This is a genomic window from Pseudomonas sp. UBA6276, from assembly GCF_002438365.1.
In the GTDB taxonomy this organism is placed as follows: Bacteria; Pseudomonadota; Gammaproteobacteria; order Pseudomonadales; family Pseudomonadaceae; genus Aquipseudomonas; species Aquipseudomonas coleopterorum.
On the sequence record NZ_DJUS01000129.1, the window covers coordinates 15787 to 34278 of the forward strand.

Here is an 18492-nt window from a genome sequence, read left to right on the forward strand (position 1 = left end):
ATCAGGGAGACGGCCTCATCATGCAAGGCCCGGATAGGCGCGTCAATGGATATGTAGTGCTTTTATATCGACACTACATATTTTAATTATGACCTCTTGGTCACGGTGCGTTGGCAAGGGAAATTCTTGATAGCGACCCGCAACCCCGAGAAAGTCACGGCAAGGGTTGATTGTTCCGATCGCTCCTATAATCATGCTCGGCCCGGGCACGGTCGGGTCGTCCCGTGCAAGCACCCACTGGAGCAGTATGGAGTTCAAACAGAGTCTGAGTCGCCGCATCGTCATCGTGTTTGCCTTGATGAGCGCGTTCGTCGCCGGGGTCTTCGCGGTAGGCATCGTGGCCACCGTGCATCTGGTGGAGCGCAAGCTGACGACCATGAGCCTGAGCGGCAACATGCACCGCCTGTTGCTGGTGGACAATGCGGACGACTGGCGCCATCGCCCCGAGAAAGACGAGCTGTTCTACATTGATGGCGGCGACGGCGACCTGAGCATGCCTGATGAACTCAAGACCCTGCCTGTCGGGTTCCAGGAGCTCACCCTCGGCCCGCGCACCTACTACGCCATGGTTGCTCAGGTCGACGGGCGTCAATACGTGCTGTTGCGCGACCAGGAGGGCATGGAGCAACGCGCCCATGTGCTGTTCATCGTGGTGGGCGCCGGCTTTCTGTTGAGCATCGCCATGGCGATCCTGCTGGGCGGGCTGCTGGCACGCCGGGTGATGGCGCCGGTGGTGCGTCTGGCGAGGCAGGTGCGTCATCGAGACAAGATGCTCGGCCTGGCGCCGCCGTTGTCGCCGGACTACACCGACGACGAGGTCGGCGAACTGGCGCGCTCGTTCGATGAAACCCTGAGCAAATTGCGCGCCGCACTCAACCGCGAGCAGATGTTCACCAGCGATGTCAGTCACGAGCTGCGTACGCCGTTGATGATCCTGGCGAGCTCCTGCGATCTGCTGCTCGGCAGCGAGCTGGATGAGCGCTCGCAACGGCAGGTGACCCGCATCGCCCGGGCCACGGACGGCATGAGTCAGTTGGTCGAGACCTTCCTGCTACTCGCTCGGGATCGAGAGGCGGCCAGCCACGGCAACCCTACCGCGACGCTCAGGCGTACGGCCGATGAACTGGTGGAGATCTGGGGACGGCAGATCGAAGCCAAGGGTCTGGAATTCATCTATGTCGTGGATAACCATTCGAGCGAAGTCTACAACCAGGCCTTCCTGCACTCGGTGATGGGCAACCTGCTGCGCAATGCCTGGCACTACACCGACACCGGCTTCGTGCGCCTGACCCTGACGCAAACCGGCTTCCATGTCGAAGACAGCGGCATCGGCATTCCCGAGGAAAAACGCAACGCGATGTTTCAGCCCTTTGTTCGAGGTGACGAGCAGCGGGGCGAAGGCCTGGGGCTGGGCTTGTCGCTGGTGCAGCGCATCTGCGTCAACCAGGGATGGAGCGTCAGCCTGAGCAGCCGTGAACCCCACGGCTGTCTTTTCAGTGTGAAGCTGGGCGACGCCTAGCTTCCACTCACCCATAGCGTGCGGCCAGTCACTCTTTTTTTGTGAACCTTGACACGATTTCGTGGTCTTTCAGCTGGCGGCTTGAACCGACGGCATGCCGGGCAATAGGCCCTTTGGGAGCTTTTCATCGCCTCCCTTCGCAAGTAGTAGCCACCCGTAGCGGTAGTAGCGACAGGCCCTCCGGTGCAGGCCCAGCCTCTTGGGACATTGCTGTCCCGCTCTCGAATGGTCCGTTCATCGGGGCCTTTTTTCTTATTCATGTGAAGATCGCCATGCCCTCATTCCAACGTTTCTCTACCGTATTCAGCCGCACCCGCCTGGTGGCCACCGGCGTATTCACTGGCCTGCTCTTCACTGTCGGCCCGGCGCATGGCGAAGAGGCTCCTGGCAACAGCCGCTGGGTCAGTGACAACCTGAGCACTTTCGTTCGCAGTGGTCCTACCGACGGCTATCGCATCGTCGGCAGTTTGAAGTCCGGCCAGAAGGTCGAATTGCTGTCTACCCAGGGTGACTACAGCCAAGTGCGCGGTGAAGGCGGTTCCAGTGTCTGGATCCCCAGCAGTGACCTGCAACCGACGCCAGGTCCCGCCGAGCACGTTCCCCTGTTGACCCAACAGGTCGCTGATCTGAGCGGCAAGCTGCAAACCATCGACGACAGCTGGAAGAATCGCGTACAGGGCATGCAGGAAACCCTGGACGCGCGCAAGGCGCTGATCGACGAGCTGGAAGCGCGCAGCAAGGCACTGAATGCCGAGCTCAGCGATGCCCAGTCCGAGCTGCGCAGCACCCAGGCGAAGCTGGGTGACGAAAACAAGCACGTGATGATGAGCTACATGGTCTACGGCGGCAGCATAGCCGGTGCAGGTCTGCTCGCAGGCCTGATCCTGCCGATGATGACCCGTGGCCGCAAGCGTAACGACCGCTGGTTCTGAAGGTTACGCCTACAGTTTGTGCTGAACCCGCCAAGCCGCTGGGTGATCTATGGTGTTGCACTCCTCATCACTACACAGAGAGCTTTGCCATGAACACCACTGACCTACTTGAACAACTGCTGCGCGGGCGCGGCGGCCAATCCTCAGCCAATCAACCTGGTGCCTCGAGCGGGCAGGGTGGTCTGGGGGATGTACTCGGCAGTCTGCTCGGCGGCAGCCGGGGTGCATCAGGCGGCGGGGTCGGTGGTTTGGGCGGTCTGGGTGGTTTGCTGGGCGGCCTGTTGGGTGGGCGTGGCGGTAATCGATCCGGTTCCGGCAAATACGCCGCGCTGGCATCGTTGGGGATGATGGCTTTCAAGGCCTATCAGGCTTGGCAGCAACAGCAGGCCAACGCCCCACAGCAGGCACTGCGCACCGTCGATCAGTTGTCCGAGCCGGAAGCGGAAGGGCATAGTCATGCGATCCTTCGCGCTCTGATTGCCGCCGCCAAGGCCGATGGCCGGGTGGATGCACAGGAGGAAGCCGCGATCCGCGCCGAGTTGACCGATCATGCCGAGGATGCGCAACTGCAGCAATGGCTGGACGCGGAACTGGCACGGCCGCTGGATGCGCAAGAGTTGGCCAGTGCCGCTGATGGCCCGGCGATGGCGGCGGAGATGTACTTGGCCAGTGTGATGTTGATGGGTCAGCAGGATGCCGGCGAACGCGCGTGGCTTGACCAATTGGCCGCTGCCCTCAACCTGGCGCCGGAATTGCGCGCCCAGCTCGATCAGCAGGCCCAGGTGCAATAAGTCCACCTCAAAAGCCGTACGGCGATGCTGCAGGCCAACCCCATGCACCGCGGACGCGGCTCGCGCCGCTGCTACAGAACATCTCCGCGCCCCGGCCCAGGTTGCACCATCGCAACCCACCAAACGCCCACAATCCCCGTAGCAGCGGCGCAAGCCGCGTCCGGCCGCACCGCCAATCCAACAAGCACCCCGCAATCCCTGTAGCAGCGGCGCAAGCTGCGTCCGCCCACACCGCCAATCCCACAAACGCCCACAATCCACGTAGCAGCGGCGCAAGCCGCGTCCGCCCACACCGCCAATCCCACAAACGCCCCACAATCCCTGTAGCAGCGGCGCAAGCCGCGTCCAGCCGCACCGCCGATCCTTACATAATGGTCACAAAGGCCCCAGCTCCAACCAGATCGGCGCATGATCCGAAGGTTTTTCCATCCCCCGCAAATCGTAATCGATACCCGCTGCCCGAACCCTGGGCAGCAATCCGTGGGACGCCAGGATCACGTCGATTCGCAACCCCCGCTTGGGCTCATCCTCGAAGCCACGGCTGCGGTAGTCGAACCAACTGAACCGGTCGGCGACCTCCGGATGCAAATGGCGGAAACTGTCCACCAGGCCCCACTGCTGCAATCGCTGCATCCACTCGCGCTCTTCGGGCAGGAAACTGCACTTGCCAGTCTTCAGCCAGCGCTTGGCGTTGTCCGCGCCGATACCGATGTCGCAATCCTGGGGAGAGATGTTCACGTCACCCATCACCACCAGCGGTTGATCGTTGCTGAACCCTGTATCCAGCAGGGTTTGCAGGTCGCTGTAGAAACGGCGCTTGGCAGGGAATTTGGTGGGGTGGTCGCGACTTTCACCCTGTGGAAAATAACCGTTCATGATCGTCACGACCTGGCCTTGGGCATCGGCGAAGGTACCGCGGATGAAGCGGCGCTGTGCGTCCTCCTCGTCGCTGGCAAACCCTTTATCGATACTCAGCGGCGCGGCGCGCGACAGCAATGCCACTCCGTAATGGCCTTTCTGCCCGTGAAAGTGCACGTGATACCCCAGCGCCTCGATCTCGGCCTGGGGGAACTGTTCATCCGACACCTTGGTTTCCTGCAGACCGATCACATCCGGCTGGTGCTTGTCGATCAAGGCGGCCAGTTGGTGGGGGCGGGCACGCAAGCCGTTGATGTTGAACGAGACGATTTTCATGGTCGCGGATCCTGGCAAATCGGCGATGCTAACGGACTGCGGCGCAGCTCACCAGCACGGCGTCCGGCATCGGTGCACGATTTGCCTGGCCAGGGTACGGAACCCCTGGGGTCGCGGACCGTCCATTGACTACTCGTTGCACTCCTCAAGGACAGACCCGATGCCCCAGACTTCGACCACCGCTGCAGAAGTACGTCAGCTCGATGGTGGTTATGCCCGTGAAACCCGTGCGCTGCTCTACCAGACCTATCTCGTCGACCCGACCTTTGCCTACCTGTTCGAAGCCGATCGCCCAGGCTTCGAACGGCGTGTGCGTTCCACCGTGCGGCAATTGGTCAATCAGCATTTTCTCCAGGACCTGCCGGCCTTGGGCTTGTTCTTCGACGATCGCCTGGCGGGTGTTGCGCTGGTAGCGCCACCGCAGCGTCGCCTGGGTATCACCGAAAGCTGGGCCTGGCAGTGGCGAATGATGCTCGGTACGGGTGTGGAAGGCACGCGCCGCTATCTCGAATACCATCACGCCGTCCAGGAATGCATCCCCTCGGATGCCGTCCATGTGCTGCCGCTGATGGGGCTGCACCCGGACTTTCAGGGCCCTGAACTCGGGGAGCAACTGCTGACCGCGGTGCACAACTGGTGTGCTCAGGATCCAACCTCAGAAGGCGTGGTGTTGGACACCGGCAACCCGCGCTACCTGGCGTTCTTCGAGCGCCAGGGCTATACCCAGATTGGGGAAGTGAACCTGGGGCCTGTGGTCGAGCATGTGTTCTTCCACCCCAGTCCTGAAACAGTCGGTTACGCACAGGGCTGATCCAGAGCCCTTGGCAACGCCTGGCAGGGTCCAAATCGACGTACGGGTCGTGATAGCATTCGCCTATGAATTATTCAGGACGATTGGCCGGCAGCCTGGCGCTGCTGGTCGCAAGCATGGCGGCCCAGGCCCAAAGCGTACTCGACGTACGCGTCAACCCTGCCAACCCGGCACTCAAGAGCAACGTCGAAGGCTACATCGGCAGCTTGGGTGACCGTGACGGTGAGGCGCTGCTGCGCTTCAGTCGTGGAGCCGAGGAGCAGGCGCAAAAGGCGGCCCAGGCATTGGGCTATTATCAGGCACGCGTGACCAGCGAAGTGCAGCCGGGCGAAACCCCGCGTTTGCTGCTACGTATCGAACCGGGTGAGCCTGTGCATCTGCGCAACGTCACGGTGCGCGTCGAAGGCCCGGCGGCCGACTTGAAGGCCTTTCGCGTCCCGCGCAGCAACGAGCTGGCGCCCGGTGCCGTGCTCAACCACGGTCAGTACGAAAATGCCAAGCAACTGATCCAGAACCAGGCCTCGCGCTATGGGTTCTTCAGCGGCACCTTCAGCAAGCAGCGCCTGGCGGTCGACCCACGGGCCGGCGTCGCGGATGTCGAACTGGTCTACAACAGCGGCCCGCGCTTCAAGCTAGGTAAAGTCAGCTTCCAGGGCGACACGCCGTTCGACGAAGAACTCCTGCAACGCATGGTGCCGTTCAAGGAAGACACGGCCTACGATTCCGAACTGATCGCCGAACTCAACCAGGCGTTGCAATCGAGCGGCTACTTCGAAGGCGTGCGGGTCGATGCCGCGCCCACTGCCGCCAGCGAGCGAGTCATTCCTGTCGATGTCCAGCTGACGACCCGCAAGCCTCGGACCATGGGTTTGGGTCTGGGGTATTCGACCGACGTCGGCCCGCGCGGCAAAGCCAACTGGACCCGCCATTGGGTCAACCCCCAAGGCCACAGTTATGGTGCGGAGCTGGAGCTTTCGGCGCCTCGGCAGAACGTCGGCCTTTGGTACGACATTCCCCTGGATCCCCCTCTGACCGACAAGCTGCGGTGGGCCGGTGGGTACCAATACGAAGAGCTGGCCGACACCGACAGCCTGAGCAAACTGCTCACGTTCGGCCCGGAATGGCACAGCAAACTCCCCAGCGGTTGGCAGCGAGTCATCTCGTTGAAGTGGCAACGCGAAGAATACCGGCTCGGCGACGACACGGGCCTTAGTACCTTGCTGATGCCCGGCATCAGCTACACCTACCTCAAGAGCGACAACAAGGTCGACCCCCATAACGGCTACCGCGTGCAGTTCGATGCCCAGGTGGCCAAGGAAGGGGTGCTGTCGGACACCAACCTGTTGCATGGCAACGTAATGCTCAAGGGCTTGACCACTGTGGCACAGAATCACCGCTTGCTTGGCCGGGTGCAGTTGGGCGGCAATGCCACCAACGGTTACAAATCCGTTCCGCCTTCGTTGCGTTTCTTCGCCGGTGGCGACCAGAGCGTGCGTGGCTACGACTACCAGACCCTGTCGCCGGAGAACTCCGATGGCGATCGCATCGGCGGACGCTACATGGTCGCCGGCAGTGTCGAGTACCAATATTCGATTGCCGAAAAGTGGCGCGTGGCAACCTTCATCGACAAGGGCAACTCGTTCAACGACCTGAAATTCGCCGACCTCAAGACAGGCATCGGCGTCGGCGTACGCTGGGTGTCGCCGGTGGGCCCCATTCGGCTCGACCTGGCTCACGCGATGGATGACGATGGCGGCGTGCGGCTGCACTTTTCCATGGGTCCGGAACTGTGAGGCCGGCGGTGAAACGCGGTGCGCTGATCACCCTGGCTGCGCTCGTAGGCCTGTTGCTGATCGTTCTGGTGACCCTTTCGCTGGTGCTGGGAACCCAGGCCGGCAGTCGTTGGGCGCTGGCCCGTGTGCCCGGACTGACCCTGGAAAACTTCAAGGGCACACTGGGCAGCCACTGGCAGGCAGACTCTTTGATATGGCAGCAAGGCGCGACCCGTGTCGAAGTGCGGGCGCCCGAGCTGGCCTGGTCACCTAGTTGCCTGTGGCGCATGACGCTGTGCATCGACACCCTGCACACCGACGCCATTCTTGTGCAACTGCCTGCCAGTCAGGAACCGGCCAGCGACGGGCCGATCACACTGCCTGACCTGCAGTTGCCCGTCGCCATAGAACTGGGCGATGTGCGTATCGGCAGCCTGGAACTGGATGGCGTGCAGCAGCTCAGTGGTCTCGAGCTGGCGGCACACTGGACCGCCGATGGCCTGAAGATCGATCGCGGGCACCTGCAGCGCGATGACCTGGTGCTGGATCTGGACGGCACGCTGCGCCCCGGCGGCCAATGGCCGCTGAACCTCAATGCCCAGGTACAGTTGCCCAAGGTTGACGACAAGCCTTGGCAAGTCACCCTGAACGCCACAGGTGATCTGCTCGACACGCTGACCCTGAATGGGCAAAGCTCCGGCTACCTGCCGGCCGCCATAACGGGCACCCTGAAGCCGCTGGCCGAACACTTGCCGGCCCAGCTGCGCATTGTCAGCGAGGCGTTCAAACCCAGCGCCGGGCTGCCCGACACCTTGGCATTCAATCAACTGGAACTGCTCGCCAAAGGCGACCTGCAGGCTGGCTATGCCATCGATGGCCACGCCAGTCTGCCAGCCGAACAATCGCCGATGACCTTGGTGCTGAGCGCGCGGGTCGACGCCAAGGGTGCAGTGGTGCAGACCCTGGACATTTCTTCAGCGGCGCGGGAGCAGGTGCGGCTGGCTGGCAGCCTGGATTGGCAACAAGGTCTGGCGGCGAAGGCCACTATCGATTGGCAGGACTTCCCGTGGCACCGCCTGTACCCCGTCATTGCCGAGCCGGATGTGAAAGTTCGGCGTTTCAAAGGCGAGGTCGACTATCGCGACGGCAAGTACCTGGGCAACCTGAACGGTGCCTTCGATGGCCCAGCCGGTGCGTTTACCCTGGTGACGCCATTTAGCGGCGATCTGCAGCAAGTGTTCCTGCCGCAACTGGAACTGGTCGCGGGGCAGGGCAAGGCAGCAGGGCACCTGAACGTCAAGTTCGCCGATGGCGTAGCCTGGGACACGGCTCTGGACCTAAGCGCCATCGATCCTGCCTACTGGGTTGCGCAGATGCCGGGCAGCCTCGCCGGTCCGCTGCGCAGCACCGGTGAATTCAAGAACGAACAGCTCAAGCTGGATGCCGACTTGGACCTCAAGGGCCGCCTGCGCGGCCAGCCTGCGCTGCTCCAGGCCAAGGCACAGGGCGCCGGCGAGCGCTGGACGCTGGGCAACCTCGACGTACGCCTGGGCGATAACCGTATCCAGGGTCAAGGCAGTCTGCAGCAGCAGATTCAGGCGCGACTCAACATCGATCTGGCTCGTCTGGGCCAGTTGTGGCCCGGGCTGCAAGGGCAACTCAAGGGCCAGCTCGACGCAGCCGGTACCTTGCAGGCGCCCCAGGGCAAGCTATCGCTGCAGGGGCGTCAGTTGGCACTGGACAGCAACCGTCTGCAGAACCTGACGCTGGACGCCGCCCTCGACAAGGCCCAGCGTGGCAATCTTGATTTGACCGCCGCCGGTATTCGCGCCGGTGACACCGACCTGGGCACCCTGACCGGTAAGGCCTCGGGCGATATCAAACGGCAGCAGCTGCAATTGGCGCTCAAGGGGCCGCAACTGGCTTTGGCCACCGCTCTGGACGGCACGCTGGACAAGGGCTTCACCGCGCAAAGCAGTTGGCGCGGACGGCTGTCCAGCGGTTCGGTCCAGGCCGGTGGGCAGGATTGGCGTCTGCAGGCACCGGCACGTCTTGAATACCTGACCGGTGGCCAGGTCAATTTCGGCGCCCACTGCTGGCGCTCGGGATCTGCCAGCCTGTGCGGCGAGGACCAGCGCCTGGCGCCGCAGCCGCGACTGCGTTACCACCTCAAGCAGTTTCCGTTGGACAGCCTGGCCCAATGGCTGCCGAAAGATTTCGCCTGGAAGGGCATGCTCAACGCCGATGTTGCAATCGACGTCCCTGCCAGCGGCCCGGCCGGTGAGGTCATGATCGACGCGGGCAACGGCACCCTGCGCGTGCGCAACAAGGACCAATGGGTCGATTTTCCTTACCAGACACTGCGCCTGACCAGTCGCTTGAACCCCAAACGGATCGATACCGAACTCAACTTCCGCGGCGATCGCCTGGGACAATTGCAGGTCATCACCCAGATCGATCCCATTGCGCAGAGCAAGCCGATCAGCGGCAGCTTCCGCCTGTCCGGGCTCGATCTTTCCATCGCCCGGCCATTCGTGCCTATGGTGGAAACCCTCAAGGGCCAACTCGATGGCAGCGGGCAGATCGCCGGTTCCCTGGTGGCGCCTCAAGTGAACGGCAATGTCACCCTCAGCGGCGGTCAAATTGCCGGCCCGGAACTGCCGACCACGCTCGAGGACTTGCAACTGCAGGCATTGATCGCAGGTGAAAGCGTGCGCCTGCAGGGCAGTTGGAAAAGCGGCAAGACGGGCCAGGGAACGTTGGGCGGCACGGTCGCCTGGGCCAACGCTCTGGACGTGGACGTGCAGCTCAAGGGCACGCGCCTGCCGATCAACGTCGAACCCTATGCGACGCTCGAAGCGGCACCGGATCTGAGTATCCAGATGAATGGCGAAAGGCTCGCCGTGGCCGGCAAGGTGTTCATTCCCAAAGGGGCCATCGTCATCCGTCAGTTGCCACCGTCCACCGTCAAACTTTCCGATGACGTGGTGATCGTCGGCAACCAGACCGAGCAGGGCAAGACACCCTTGCCCATGGCGATCGATATCGATGTGGAAGTGGGCCAGGAAAAACTCACCTTCAACGGCTTTGGCCTGAGTGCCAACCTGGCCGGTCACGTGCACATCGGCGACAACCTCGACACTCGGGGTGAACTGGCGCTCAACGACGGGCGCTACAACGCCTATGGCCAGCGCCTCACCATACGTCGCGCGCGGCTGTTGTTTGCCGGGCCCATCAGCCAGCCATACCTCGACATCGAAGCGATCCGTACCACCGGCGATGTGATTGCCGGTATTCGCTTGACCGGCAACGCCGAGCAGCCTACCAGCGAGGTGTTTTCGGAACCGACCATGAGCCAGGAGCAAGCGCTGTCGTATCTGGTGCTGGGTCGCCCGCTAGGCAACAGCGGCGAGGACAACAACATGCTCGCTCAGGCGGCGCTCGGTTTGGGGCTGATGGGCAGTTCGGGAGTGACCAGCAAATTGGCGACCGACCTGGGAATCGAGGATTTTCAGCTCGACACCCAGGGCAGTGGCGATGCAACCAGTGTGGTCGCCAGCGGCAACCTGTCGGAAAAACTCAGCCTGCGCTATGGCGTAGGGGTATTCGAGCCGGCTAATACCATTGCCTTGCGCTATCTGCTCAGCAAACGTCTGTATCTGGAAGTGGCCAGTGGCGTGGCCAGCTCACTGGATCTGTTCTACAAGCGCGATTTCTGAGGCGTGAACCCGGGCCCGTGAATGGGCCTGGGGAATGTTCGACTAGCCAAGCGTGCGGCGGATATTGCCGATCTGGCGCTGGCTCAGTCCATATTTATGCGCCAGCACACTGCGTGAGGTGCCGTTGAGCGTTTCGTGGTGAATCTGCTGGTTGCGCCACTGCCGCAGAAAATGATCGGCCTTGGGGATTTCCAGGGCCATGCCGGCGAAGCGCTGGATCAACGCGGCCACCGCTTCGGCTTCGAGCTGTTCGCTAAGGCTGGTGCGTTGCGGGTGCTTGGGGATGTAGCGTGGGCGCCCGCCATACAGTTGCGTCAGGCGATAGGCTTGCTCGACGCCAATGCAGTCGATCAGTACCTGCAATGAGTGGGGGAGTTGCTCGACGTCGATCTGCTGAAGCTGTTGGGTGTTCATGGTGACTTCCTTGTGGCAGCAAATGGCCCATCCGGCCGGCAGTCATTCTTGTCCAGGCGCCTTTGAGGCTCTAGGAGTCAAGGGGTCTCTGGGTGTGGGCAGGTTCCGACAGGTACGTCGGAAATTTTCACCACAAGTCGGCATCCTCCTCAGCAATGATCCAGTCGTTCAACACCATCCCCTGTTGCGCCTCGGCGTTGTAAAATACGATTTTTCGCGCACTGACCTGCCTTCATGCGCAATCCACGCAACAGTGACAACCCGGATACTCAAGCCGGCCAATACCCCTGTCAGGATCCCCAGATGACTCAAGCTCAACGCATCAAATATTCCTTGCTGATCGCCTTGCTGGTACTACTGGCAATGCTCGGCCTGTCCTACCTGCAGACCCAAGGCGTGATCACTGAAAAACTCTTTCAATACATCGCCATGGGCATTGCTGTGCTCGTGGTTGTGATCAACGGCGTGATGCGGCGCAAGGTCAAGCGTCCGTGAACTAATTTTTCAGTGTGACGCTCCAAGACAGTGCAGCACACACCAATCACTGTTATGGAGTGCCCCATGTTCAAGAAGACTTTGACTGCCGTAGTTGCAACTTCCGCCTTGATGACTGCCGGCCTGGCCTTGGCCGACAAGCCCGGTGCGGGTTGGATCACCATCGAGAAAGCCATCGAAACCGCCAAGTCCAAAGGCTATACCCAGGTCACCAAGATCGAAGCCGACAATGATGGCTACTGGGAAGGCGAAGGTCTGAAGGCTGATGGTGTGACTTACGAGTTCCGCATCGACGGCGTATCGGGCAACGTGCTGCGCGACCAGAAGGACTGATTCGAGCGGGCTTGTCCTAAAGCAGGTGGGTATGGCGTACTAGGACTCTGTTCCGTTTACGCCAGGAAGCCCATGATGCCTGCCAGCGACGCCTCGCAATCGTTGTCCTTCTCCGATCTGACGCAGCTGCTGCGTCAGATCTTTCTGCGTCATGGCACCTCGGTCGAGGTCGCCGACATTCTCGCCCACAACTGTGCCACCGCCCAACGCGACGGCGCTCACAGTCACGGCACATTTCGCATACCCGGTTACCTCTCTTCCTTGGCCAGCGGCTGGGTGGACGGCAAGGCGCGCCCCGTGGTCGAGGATGTGGCGAGCGGTTACGTCGCGGTGGATGCCGCTGGAGGCTTTGCCCAGCCGGCGTTGGCCGCTGCGCGAGGGCTCTTGGTGACCAAGGCGCGCGAAGCGGGCATCGCTGTCCTCGCTATCCGCAACTCCCACCATTTCGCCGCGCTCTGGCCGGATGTCGAACCCTTCGCCGCCGAAGGCCTAGTCGCTCTGAGCGTGGTCAACAGCATGACCTGCGTCGTACCCCATGGGGGTAACAAGCCGTTGTTCGGCACCAATCCCATAGCGTTCGCGGCGCCTTGCGCGGGCAAGGATCCCTTGGTCTTCGACATGGCCACCAGTGCGCTGGCCCACGGTGACGTGCAGATCGCCGCGCGGGCGGGCCATTCGGTGCCCGTGGGTACCGGTGTCGACAAGCATGGGCAGGCTACGACCGATCCGGCGGCGATCCTCGAGGGTGGGGCGCTGCTGCCCTTTGGCGGACACAAGGGCTCGGCCTTGTCGATGATGGTCGAGCTGCTCGCGGCAGCGCTCACTGGCGGGAATTTTTCCTTCGAGTTCGACTGGAAGCGACACCCCGGCGCGCAAACGCCCTGGACCGGGCAATTGATCATCGTCATCGACCCCAGCAAGAGCGCCGGTCATGATTTTGCCGTGCGTAGCCGCGAGTTGGTCGAGCGCATGCACGAGGCAGGGCAGACACGGTTGTCGGGTGACAGACGCTATCGTCAGCGGGTGTTATCGCACACTCAGGGTATTTCGATGTCGGTGCAGGAGGTGGAAAAACTGCGGGCGTTGGCGAGGGAGTGAAGGCAGGGCACAAGAGGGCCGCAGCGATCGGCGGCCCGGAGCGGAGGTGAATCAGTTACGACGGCCCAGCAGCAGGCCGAGCAGCAAGCCACAGGTCGCCGATGCGGCCACGGTCTGCCACGGATGGCCACCGATGTAGGTCTGCGTGGCCTCGACCACCGGTTTGGCGCGTTCGCGCAGCCCGGCGAGGGAATAGGACACATGTTCGAGTTTGGAGTTGACCTGCGCGCGTACGGTGTCGGCCTCGTTGCTTCCCAGAGAGGCGCTGTCCCTGAGCATTTTTTCCGACTCTTCGATCAGCGCCAACAGCTCGCTGAAGACTTGATCCTTGATTTGATCCTCGGCCGATTGAGCACCTGATTTACGGGCCATTTCACTAACTCCTGGTGTTTATTAAGGCAGTGCAAGATGGAGTCCCAGCGCCTTGGAAAGTTGCATGAAGGGCTTGGGCGCGCCGTCTGTTCCTACAGATTTTCATGTATAGGCGTGTAAGATGTCGCCTGTTTTTTCTGCTGACAGGTACCTGCAATGAGCTTCAATCTCGCCAATCGCTCGCTGGCCGAGCGCGCCATGATCGAGGATGAAAAAGCCCGTCTCTACGAGCTGTGGCAAGCCAACCTGGGCAAGGCCAAAGCCGAGGCCGCGCGTCTCATCGGGGAAAAGGCCAAGCGCAAAGGGCGCTGGGCCGAATGGGTACGGGGCGAGCTGGATGGCATGTCACCCCCCGAATACGCCAATATGGTCCGCGCTGAAGTGAACAAGCTGATGGCGGCGGCACGTTGATTCATCCAGTGCGTCACAGCCCCAGGGTTGATCGGTCCGCGACCCCATACGCACTTAGTAGCCTGTTGCGGACGGCAGACTCAAGGTACCGCTGTCGCTGAAGCGCACCGTCCCGAACAGCCCCCCGGCAAGCTTGCCGTGCAGGCGGTAGGGCAAGCCGTTCAAGCTCTGCGCCGGGTTCAGGCCCACCGCCTGGCGCAATGCGGTCAGTGCAGAGACGCTGACCGGCACCACCAGCACGTCCTCCGAATACCGCTCGATACGGCCGTGCTGACTGCTGACGCCGCTGGCCAGCGGACGGCCGTTGACATCCAGATTCACTGCCACGCCGTCGTACTCGATGGGCGTTTCGTTGGGGTTCTGCAGTCGCAGCTTGATGGCGAAGCGCAGTTCCAGTTCCTGCGCCGGCAAGGGCTCGATGCCTACCACGCTGATGGACACCGGGTCACGCTGGGGCAATAGCGAACAGCCCACCACGCTGGCCAGGAACGCTACGGTCAGACAACTGCGAATCAAGCGAAACATGGTTTTGCAACCCACCGGCCGAGCACGTCGCTCCCTGTCTGCGACCATTAACGAGGCTATCGGTTCGCCGCTCACGCGCAATGCGGGGCAGAGTTGAACACGCTCTGCCATGAGCTGGCTTGATGTGTGCAGATGTTTCAAAGAACTGTTTCCGAGAATCGTTCAAGCACAGGGTTCAAGGAAACGGCGTTCCTGTGTAGTCAGCCACATGCCGTGAAAAAGTGCTGCCATCGAGTGCCCGTGATTGGGGCATCGTACGAAAAGGCGTGCTTCAACCTGGCGCGCCATCGGCGAAGTCGATGCCAAGGCAGCTTTCATATTCACGGCGCCAGATCGCCAGTGGGCGCCTATGGTTACTTTCAGGAACGCTCCTTTGCTCATCTCCACCTTCGAGGGCACACCCATGACCGTTTCGCAACTCAAACCCACGCTGGGCACACTGCATCTGTGGGGCATCGCCGTTGGCCTGGTGATCTCCGGTGAGTATTTCGGCTGGAGCTATGGCTGGGGCAGTGCTGGCACCTTGGGTTTCCTCTGCACGACGCTGATGGTCGCCGTGATGTACACCTGCTTCATTTTCAGCTTCACTGAACTGACCACCGCCATCCCCAACGCAGGCGGACCCTTTGCCTATAGCCTGCGTGCGTTCGGCCCCACCGGTGGAATGATCGCCGGGCTGGCCACCCTGATCGAATTCGTGTTCGCCCCGCCTGCCATCGCCATGGCCATCGGCGCCTACCTCAATGTGCAGTTTCCAGGGCTCGACCCCAAGTGGGCGGCAGTAGGGGCCTATTGTGTGTTCATGAGCCTGAACATCGTCGGCGTGAGCATCGCCGCCACATTCGAGCTGGTGGTGACCATCCTCGCCGTGCTGGAACTGTTGGTGTTCATGGGGGTGGTGGCGCCAGCGTTCAGTTTCAGCAATTTCGCCTTGGGCGGATGGGCCGGGGCGGACACGTTCAGCCTGGGTGCCTTGAGTGGCATGTTCGCGGCGATTCCCTTCGCCATCTGGTTCTTCCTGGCCATCGAAGGCGCGGCCATGGCCGCCGAGGAAGCCAAGGATCCCAAGCGCACCATTCCCCGGGCCTACATCGCCGGCATCCTGACCCTGGTGACCCTGGCCATCAGCGTGATGATCTTCGCCGGTGGCGTGGGTGACTGGCGCGCTCTGGCCAACATCAACGACCCGCTGCCGCAGGCCATGAAAGGGGTAGTGGGCGAGAACTCCAACTGGATGCACATGCTGGTGTGGATCGGCCTGTTCGGGCTGGTCGCCAGTTTCCACGGCATCATCCTGGGCTATTCGCGACAGTTCTTCGCGCTGGCACGGGCCGGCTTTTTGCCCGCAAGCCTGGCCAAGCTGTCGCGTTTCCAGACGCCGCATCGCGCCATCCTCGCCGGTGGCGTGGTGGGCATCGCAGCGATCTTCAGCGATGGCCTGGTCAATCTCCAAGGCCTGACGCTGACCGCAGCGATGATCACCATGGCCGTGTTCGGCGCCATCGTCATGTACATCATGAGCATGCTCAGCCTGTTCAAACTGCGTCGCAGCGAGCCACAACTGGAGCGGTCCTTCCGCGCCCCCGGCTATCCGCTGGTGCCGGCCATTGCCTTGCTGCTGGCGCTGGTGTGTCTGGTGGCGATGGTGTGGTTCAATGCCATGATCTGCGGGATCTTCATCGGCCTGATGGCCCTCGGCTCGCTGTTCTGCGTCTTCGTGCGCAGCCGTGGCGACCGCCAACCCGTACTGGCCAGCGAGTGAGGAGGGCAGCATGAGTTTCGTGCACAGCATCGGCGGGCAAACCTGGCGTTTCGACAGCCTCCGGCAGTTGATGGCCAAGGCCAGTCCGGCACGCTCCGGCGATTACCTGGCCGAGATCGCCGCCGGCAGTGATGCCGAGCGGGCGGCCGCGCAGATGGCGCTGGCCGAGGTGCCGCTCAAGCGCTTTCTGGACGAGGCGTTGATCCCCTATGAAGAGGACGAAGTCACTCGGCTGATCGTCGACACCCATGATGCGCAGGCTTTCGCTGCGGTCAGCCATTTGACCGTGGGCGGCTTCCGCGATTGGCTGCTCGGCGATGCGGCCAGCGAAACCAGCCTGCGCGCCTTGGCGCCAGGCATCACGCCGGAGATGGCCGCGGCTGTCTCGAAGATCATGCGCGTGCAGGACCTGGTCCTGGTGGCGCAGAAGATCCGGGTGGTCACGCGCTTTCGCAACACGGTCGGGCTGCGGGGGCGCATGTCGACACGGTTGCAGCCCAACCACCCCACCGACGATCCGGCCGGCATTGCCGCCAGCGTGCTGGATGGCCTGCTGTACGGCAACGGCGATGCCATGATCGGCATCAACCCGGCCAGCGACAGCTTGAGCGCCATCAGCGAGCTGTTGAAGATGCTCGATGGCGTCATCGAGCATTACGGTATCCCGACTCAGTCCTGCGTACTGACCCATGTCACGTCCTCGATCGCGGCGATCGAACGCGGCGTGCCTCTGGACCTGGTGTTCCAGTCCATCGCCGGTACGCAGGCGGCGAACAGCAGTTTCGGCGTCAGCCTGGCGGTGTTGCAGGAAGGCTACGAAGCGGGTCTGAGCCAGAGGCGAGGGACGGTCGGCAACAACCTGATGTACTTCGAGACAGGCCAGGGCAGTGCATTGTCGGCCAATGCCCACCATGGCGTGGACCAGCAGACCTGTGAAGCGCGGGCCTATGCCGTGGCGCGCCGGTTCGACCCTTTTCTGGTCAATACGGTGGTGGGGTTCATCGGGCCGGAATATCTGTACAACGGCAAACAGATCATCCGCGCCGGTCTCGAGGATCATTTCTGCGGCAAGCTGCTGGGTGTGCCGATGGGCTGCGACATCTGCTACACCAATCATGCCGAAGCCGATCAGGATGACATGGACATGTTGCTGACCCTGCTGGGTGTTGCGGGGATCAATTTCATCATGGGCATTCCGGGCTCCGATGACGTCATGCTCAACTACCAGACCACGTCCTTTCACGACGCCTTGTACGCGCGCAAGACGCTGGGCCTGCGCCCGGCGCCCGAATTCGAGGAATGGCTGGCACGCATGGACATTCTGCAACAGAAGGATGGCCAGCTGCGTCTGGGCAGCGGCGTGCCGCCGTTGTTCGGCAAAGCACTGGGGCGGCTGGGTTGAAGCGCCCGTTTCCTCTGGTCATAGTGATGAGGTGAAAAGTAGCTCATGAATGATAAGACGCTGACACAAGGTGATCCCTGGCATGCGTTGCGTGCGCTGACACCGGCGCGCATCGCCTTGGGGCGAGCTGGCACCAGCCTGCCCAGCAGTGCCCAATTGGACTTTCAGTACGCCCACGCACAAGCCCGCGATGCGGTTCACCTGCCGTTCGACCAGGCCGCGCTGGTACAGGCCCGTCCCGAGAGCCTGAGCCTGCACAGCGCGGCGGGTGATCGGCATGTCTATCTGCAGCGTCCGGATCTGGGGCGGCGCCTGGATGAGGCGTCGCTGCACACCTTGCGTACTTATGCCGACGAGCATGCGACCGGTTTCGACCTGGCCGTGGTGATCGCCGATGGCCTCTCCGCGTTGGCGGTGCATCGGCATGCGCTGCCCATGCTCGAGCGCATCGAGCGGATTGCCGCTGACGAGGGCTGGAGCCTGGCGCCGATCTGCCTGGTGCAGCAAGGCCGGGTGGCGGTGGCCGATGAAGTGGCTCAGGCGTTGCGCGCGCGCATGGTGGTGTTGCTGATTGGTGAGCGCCCGGGCCTGAGCTCGCCCGACAGCCTGGGGCTGTATTTCACCTATGCACCGCGGGTGGGGTTGAACGATGCTGCGCGCAATTGCATTTCCAATGTGCGTCTCGAAGGCCTGAGCTACGCCACGGCCGCGCACAAGTTGCACTACCTGATGCGCGAAGCACACAAGCGCCAGCTGTCGGGTGTACATCTGAAGGATGAAGCGCTGGTACCTGAAATCGACAACGACACCCCCCAGCGCCCTGGCAATTTCCTGCTCCACGATCCCGCGTAGCAGCAACCCCTGTGGGAGTGGGTTCTACCCGCGAATGGCTTGCGGCGGTAGATGGACATGACCGGGTTGTATCAGGAATACCGCATAGAC

Annotated in this window: 17 protein-coding genes; 13 read left to right on the forward strand and 4 right to left on the reverse strand. The window is 62.2% G+C overall.

Annotated features, from left to right (window positions below; all coding sequences use genetic code 11):
- The first annotated feature begins 247 nt into the window (after positions 1-247).
- The 3 genes from B2V21_RS14785 to B2V21_RS14795 all read left to right on the forward strand — a co-directional run bounded on the left by B2V21_RS14785 (position 248) and on the right by B2V21_RS14795 (position 3242).
- Positions 248-1519: a sensor histidine kinase gene (locus B2V21_RS14785; RefSeq protein WP_049859475.1), complete on the forward strand. Its 1272-nt coding sequence runs from the start codon at positions 248-250 to the stop codon at positions 1517-1519.
- A 272-nt stretch (positions 1520-1791) separates the two neighbouring features.
- Positions 1792-2451 carry a TIGR04211 family SH3 domain-containing protein gene (locus tag B2V21_RS14790; protein ID WP_286917243.1) on the forward strand — a complete coding sequence of 220 codons (660 nt, stop codon included), beginning with the start codon at positions 1792-1794 and terminating at the stop codon, positions 2449-2451.
- Between the two features lie 89 nt (positions 2452-2540).
- On the forward strand, positions 2541-3242 hold the full coding sequence (locus tag B2V21_RS14795) for a DUF533 domain-containing protein (RefSeq protein ID WP_286917244.1): 702 nt from the start codon (positions 2541-2543) through the stop codon (positions 3240-3242).
- Between the two features lie 375 nt (positions 3243-3617).
- Here B2V21_RS14795 and xthA read toward each other — a convergent pair whose 3' ends face one another.
- On the reverse strand, positions 3618-4436 hold the full coding sequence (xthA, locus tag B2V21_RS14800; protein WP_286917245.1) for an exodeoxyribonuclease III: 819 nt from the start codon (positions 4434-4436) through the stop codon (positions 3618-3620).
- A gap of 160 nt (positions 4437-4596) precedes the next feature.
- On the opposite strand from xthA, the gene B2V21_RS14805 reads away from it, so the two are divergent.
- From B2V21_RS14805 to B2V21_RS14815, 3 genes are all read left to right on the forward strand, one after another.
- The gene (locus B2V21_RS14805; protein WP_049859479.1) at positions 4597-5247 is read left to right on the forward strand and encodes an N-acetyltransferase; all 651 of its coding nucleotides are present in this window, start codon (positions 4597-4599) and stop codon (positions 5245-5247) included.
- A gap of 65 nt (positions 5248-5312) precedes the next feature.
- On the forward strand, positions 5313-7040 hold the full coding sequence (locus B2V21_RS14810; RefSeq protein WP_090358451.1) for an autotransporter assembly complex protein TamA: 1728 nt from the start codon (positions 5313-5315) through the stop codon (positions 7038-7040).
- Positions 7041-7048: 8 nt separating this feature from the next.
- Complete coding sequence (locus B2V21_RS14815) at positions 7049-10738, forward strand: translocation/assembly module TamB domain-containing protein (RefSeq protein ID WP_286917246.1); 3690 nt, start codon at positions 7049-7051, stop codon at positions 10736-10738.
- Between the two features lie 42 nt (positions 10739-10780).
- Here the strand turns inward: B2V21_RS14815 and B2V21_RS14820 are convergent, their stop codons facing one another.
- Positions 10781-11152, reverse strand: coding sequence for a Mor transcription activator family protein (locus B2V21_RS14820; protein WP_286917247.1), 372 nt, complete (start codon positions 11150-11152; stop codon positions 10781-10783).
- Positions 11153-11455: 303 nt separating this feature from the next.
- Here B2V21_RS14820 and B2V21_RS14825 point away from each other — a divergent pair, with 303 nt between their 5' ends.
- The 3 genes from B2V21_RS14825 (at position 11456) to B2V21_RS14835 (ending at position 13078) form a co-directional block, all read left to right on the forward strand.
- Entirely contained in the window at positions 11456-11647 is a 192-nt protein-coding gene (locus B2V21_RS14825) for a hypothetical protein (protein ID WP_049859483.1), read from the forward strand.
- Between the two features lie 66 nt (positions 11648-11713).
- Positions 11714-11980, forward strand: a complete 267-nt coding sequence (locus B2V21_RS14830) for a PepSY domain-containing protein (protein WP_049859484.1) — start codon at positions 11714-11716, stop codon at positions 11978-11980.
- Between the two features lie 72 nt (positions 11981-12052).
- A complete protein-coding gene (locus B2V21_RS14835; protein WP_286917248.1) occupies positions 12053-13078 on the forward strand; it encodes an Ldh family oxidoreductase in 1026 nt (341 codons plus the stop codon).
- A 51-nt stretch (positions 13079-13129) separates the two neighbouring features.
- Here the strand turns inward: B2V21_RS14835 and B2V21_RS14840 are convergent, their stop codons facing one another.
- Entirely contained in the window at positions 13130-13450 is a 321-nt protein-coding gene (locus tag B2V21_RS14840) for a DUF883 family protein (protein ID WP_049859486.1), read from the reverse strand.
- A gap of 156 nt (positions 13451-13606) precedes the next feature.
- Here B2V21_RS14840 and B2V21_RS14845 point away from each other — a divergent pair, with 156 nt between their 5' ends.
- The gene (locus tag B2V21_RS14845) at positions 13607-13861 is read left to right on the forward strand and encodes a hypothetical protein (RefSeq protein ID WP_049859487.1); all 255 of its coding nucleotides are present in this window, start codon (positions 13607-13609) and stop codon (positions 13859-13861) included.
- Between the two features lie 54 nt (positions 13862-13915).
- Here the strand turns inward: B2V21_RS14845 and B2V21_RS14850 are convergent, their stop codons facing one another.
- Positions 13916-14386: an LEA type 2 family protein gene (locus tag B2V21_RS14850; RefSeq protein ID WP_286917249.1), complete on the reverse strand. Its 471-nt coding sequence runs from the start codon at positions 14384-14386 to the stop codon at positions 13916-13918.
- A gap of 403 nt (positions 14387-14789) precedes the next feature.
- Between B2V21_RS14850 and eat the strand changes: the two genes are divergently transcribed.
- Genes eat through eutC form a run of 3 tightly spaced genes read left to right on the forward strand, consistent with a single transcriptional unit; the run spans position 14790 to position 18402 of the window.
- The gene (eat, locus tag B2V21_RS14855; RefSeq protein ID WP_286917295.1) at positions 14790-16148 is read left to right on the forward strand and encodes an ethanolamine permease; all 1359 of its coding nucleotides are present in this window, start codon (positions 14790-14792) and stop codon (positions 16146-16148) included.
- Between the two features lie 10 nt (positions 16149-16158).
- Positions 16159-17550, forward strand: a complete 1392-nt coding sequence (locus B2V21_RS14860) for an ethanolamine ammonia-lyase subunit EutB (protein ID WP_286917250.1) — start codon at positions 16159-16161, stop codon at positions 17548-17550.
- A gap of 45 nt (positions 17551-17595) precedes the next feature.
- Entirely contained in the window at positions 17596-18402 is an 807-nt protein-coding gene (gene eutC / locus B2V21_RS14865) for an ethanolamine ammonia-lyase subunit EutC (RefSeq protein WP_286917251.1), read from the forward strand.
- The last annotated feature ends 90 nt before the right edge of the window (positions 18403-18492 follow it).

Excerpts from the sequence above, each read along its gene's own strand:
- B2V21_RS14805 (WP_049859479.1), top strand. The coding sequence starts at position 4,597 with ATGCCCCAGACTTCGACCACCGCTGCAGAAGTACGTCAGCTCGATGGT.
- eat (WP_286917295.1), top strand. The coding sequence starts at position 14,790 with ATGACCGTTTCGCAACTCAAACCCACGCTGGGCACACTGCATCTGTGG.
- B2V21_RS14810 (WP_090358451.1), top strand. The coding sequence starts at position 5,313 with ATGAATTATTCAGGACGATTGGCCGGCAGCCTGGCGCTGCTGGTCGCA.
- B2V21_RS14820 (WP_286917247.1), bottom strand. The coding sequence starts at position 11,152 with ATGAACACCCAACAGCTTCAGCAGATCGACGTCGAGCAACTCCCCCAC.
- B2V21_RS14850 (WP_286917249.1), bottom strand. The coding sequence starts at position 14,386 with ATGTTTCGCTTGATTCGCAGTTGTCTGACCGTAGCGTTCCTGGCCAGC.
- xthA (WP_286917245.1), bottom strand. The coding sequence starts at position 4,436 with ATGAAAATCGTCTCGTTCAACATCAACGGCTTGCGTGCCCGCCCCCAC.
- B2V21_RS14825 (WP_049859483.1), top strand. The coding sequence starts at position 11,456 with ATGACTCAAGCTCAACGCATCAAATATTCCTTGCTGATCGCCTTGCTG.
- B2V21_RS14840 (WP_049859486.1), bottom strand. The coding sequence starts at position 13,450 with ATGGCCCGTAAATCAGGTGCTCAATCGGCCGAGGATCAAATCAAGGAT.
- eutC (WP_286917251.1), top strand. The coding sequence starts at position 17,596 with ATGAATGATAAGACGCTGACACAAGGTGATCCCTGGCATGCGTTGCGT.
- B2V21_RS14795 (WP_286917244.1), top strand. The coding sequence starts at position 2,541 with ATGAACACCACTGACCTACTTGAACAACTGCTGCGCGGGCGCGGCGGC.
- B2V21_RS14860 (WP_286917250.1), top strand. The coding sequence starts at position 16,159 with ATGAGTTTCGTGCACAGCATCGGCGGGCAAACCTGGCGTTTCGACAGC.
- B2V21_RS14830 (WP_049859484.1), top strand. The coding sequence starts at position 11,714 with ATGTTCAAGAAGACTTTGACTGCCGTAGTTGCAACTTCCGCCTTGATG.
- B2V21_RS14785 (WP_049859475.1), top strand. The coding sequence starts at position 248 with ATGGAGTTCAAACAGAGTCTGAGTCGCCGCATCGTCATCGTGTTTGCC.
- B2V21_RS14790 (WP_286917243.1), top strand. The coding sequence starts at position 1,792 with ATGCCCTCATTCCAACGTTTCTCTACCGTATTCAGCCGCACCCGCCTG.
- B2V21_RS14835 (WP_286917248.1), top strand. The coding sequence starts at position 12,053 with ATGATGCCTGCCAGCGACGCCTCGCAATCGTTGTCCTTCTCCGATCTG.
- B2V21_RS14845 (WP_049859487.1), top strand. The coding sequence starts at position 13,607 with ATGAGCTTCAATCTCGCCAATCGCTCGCTGGCCGAGCGCGCCATGATC.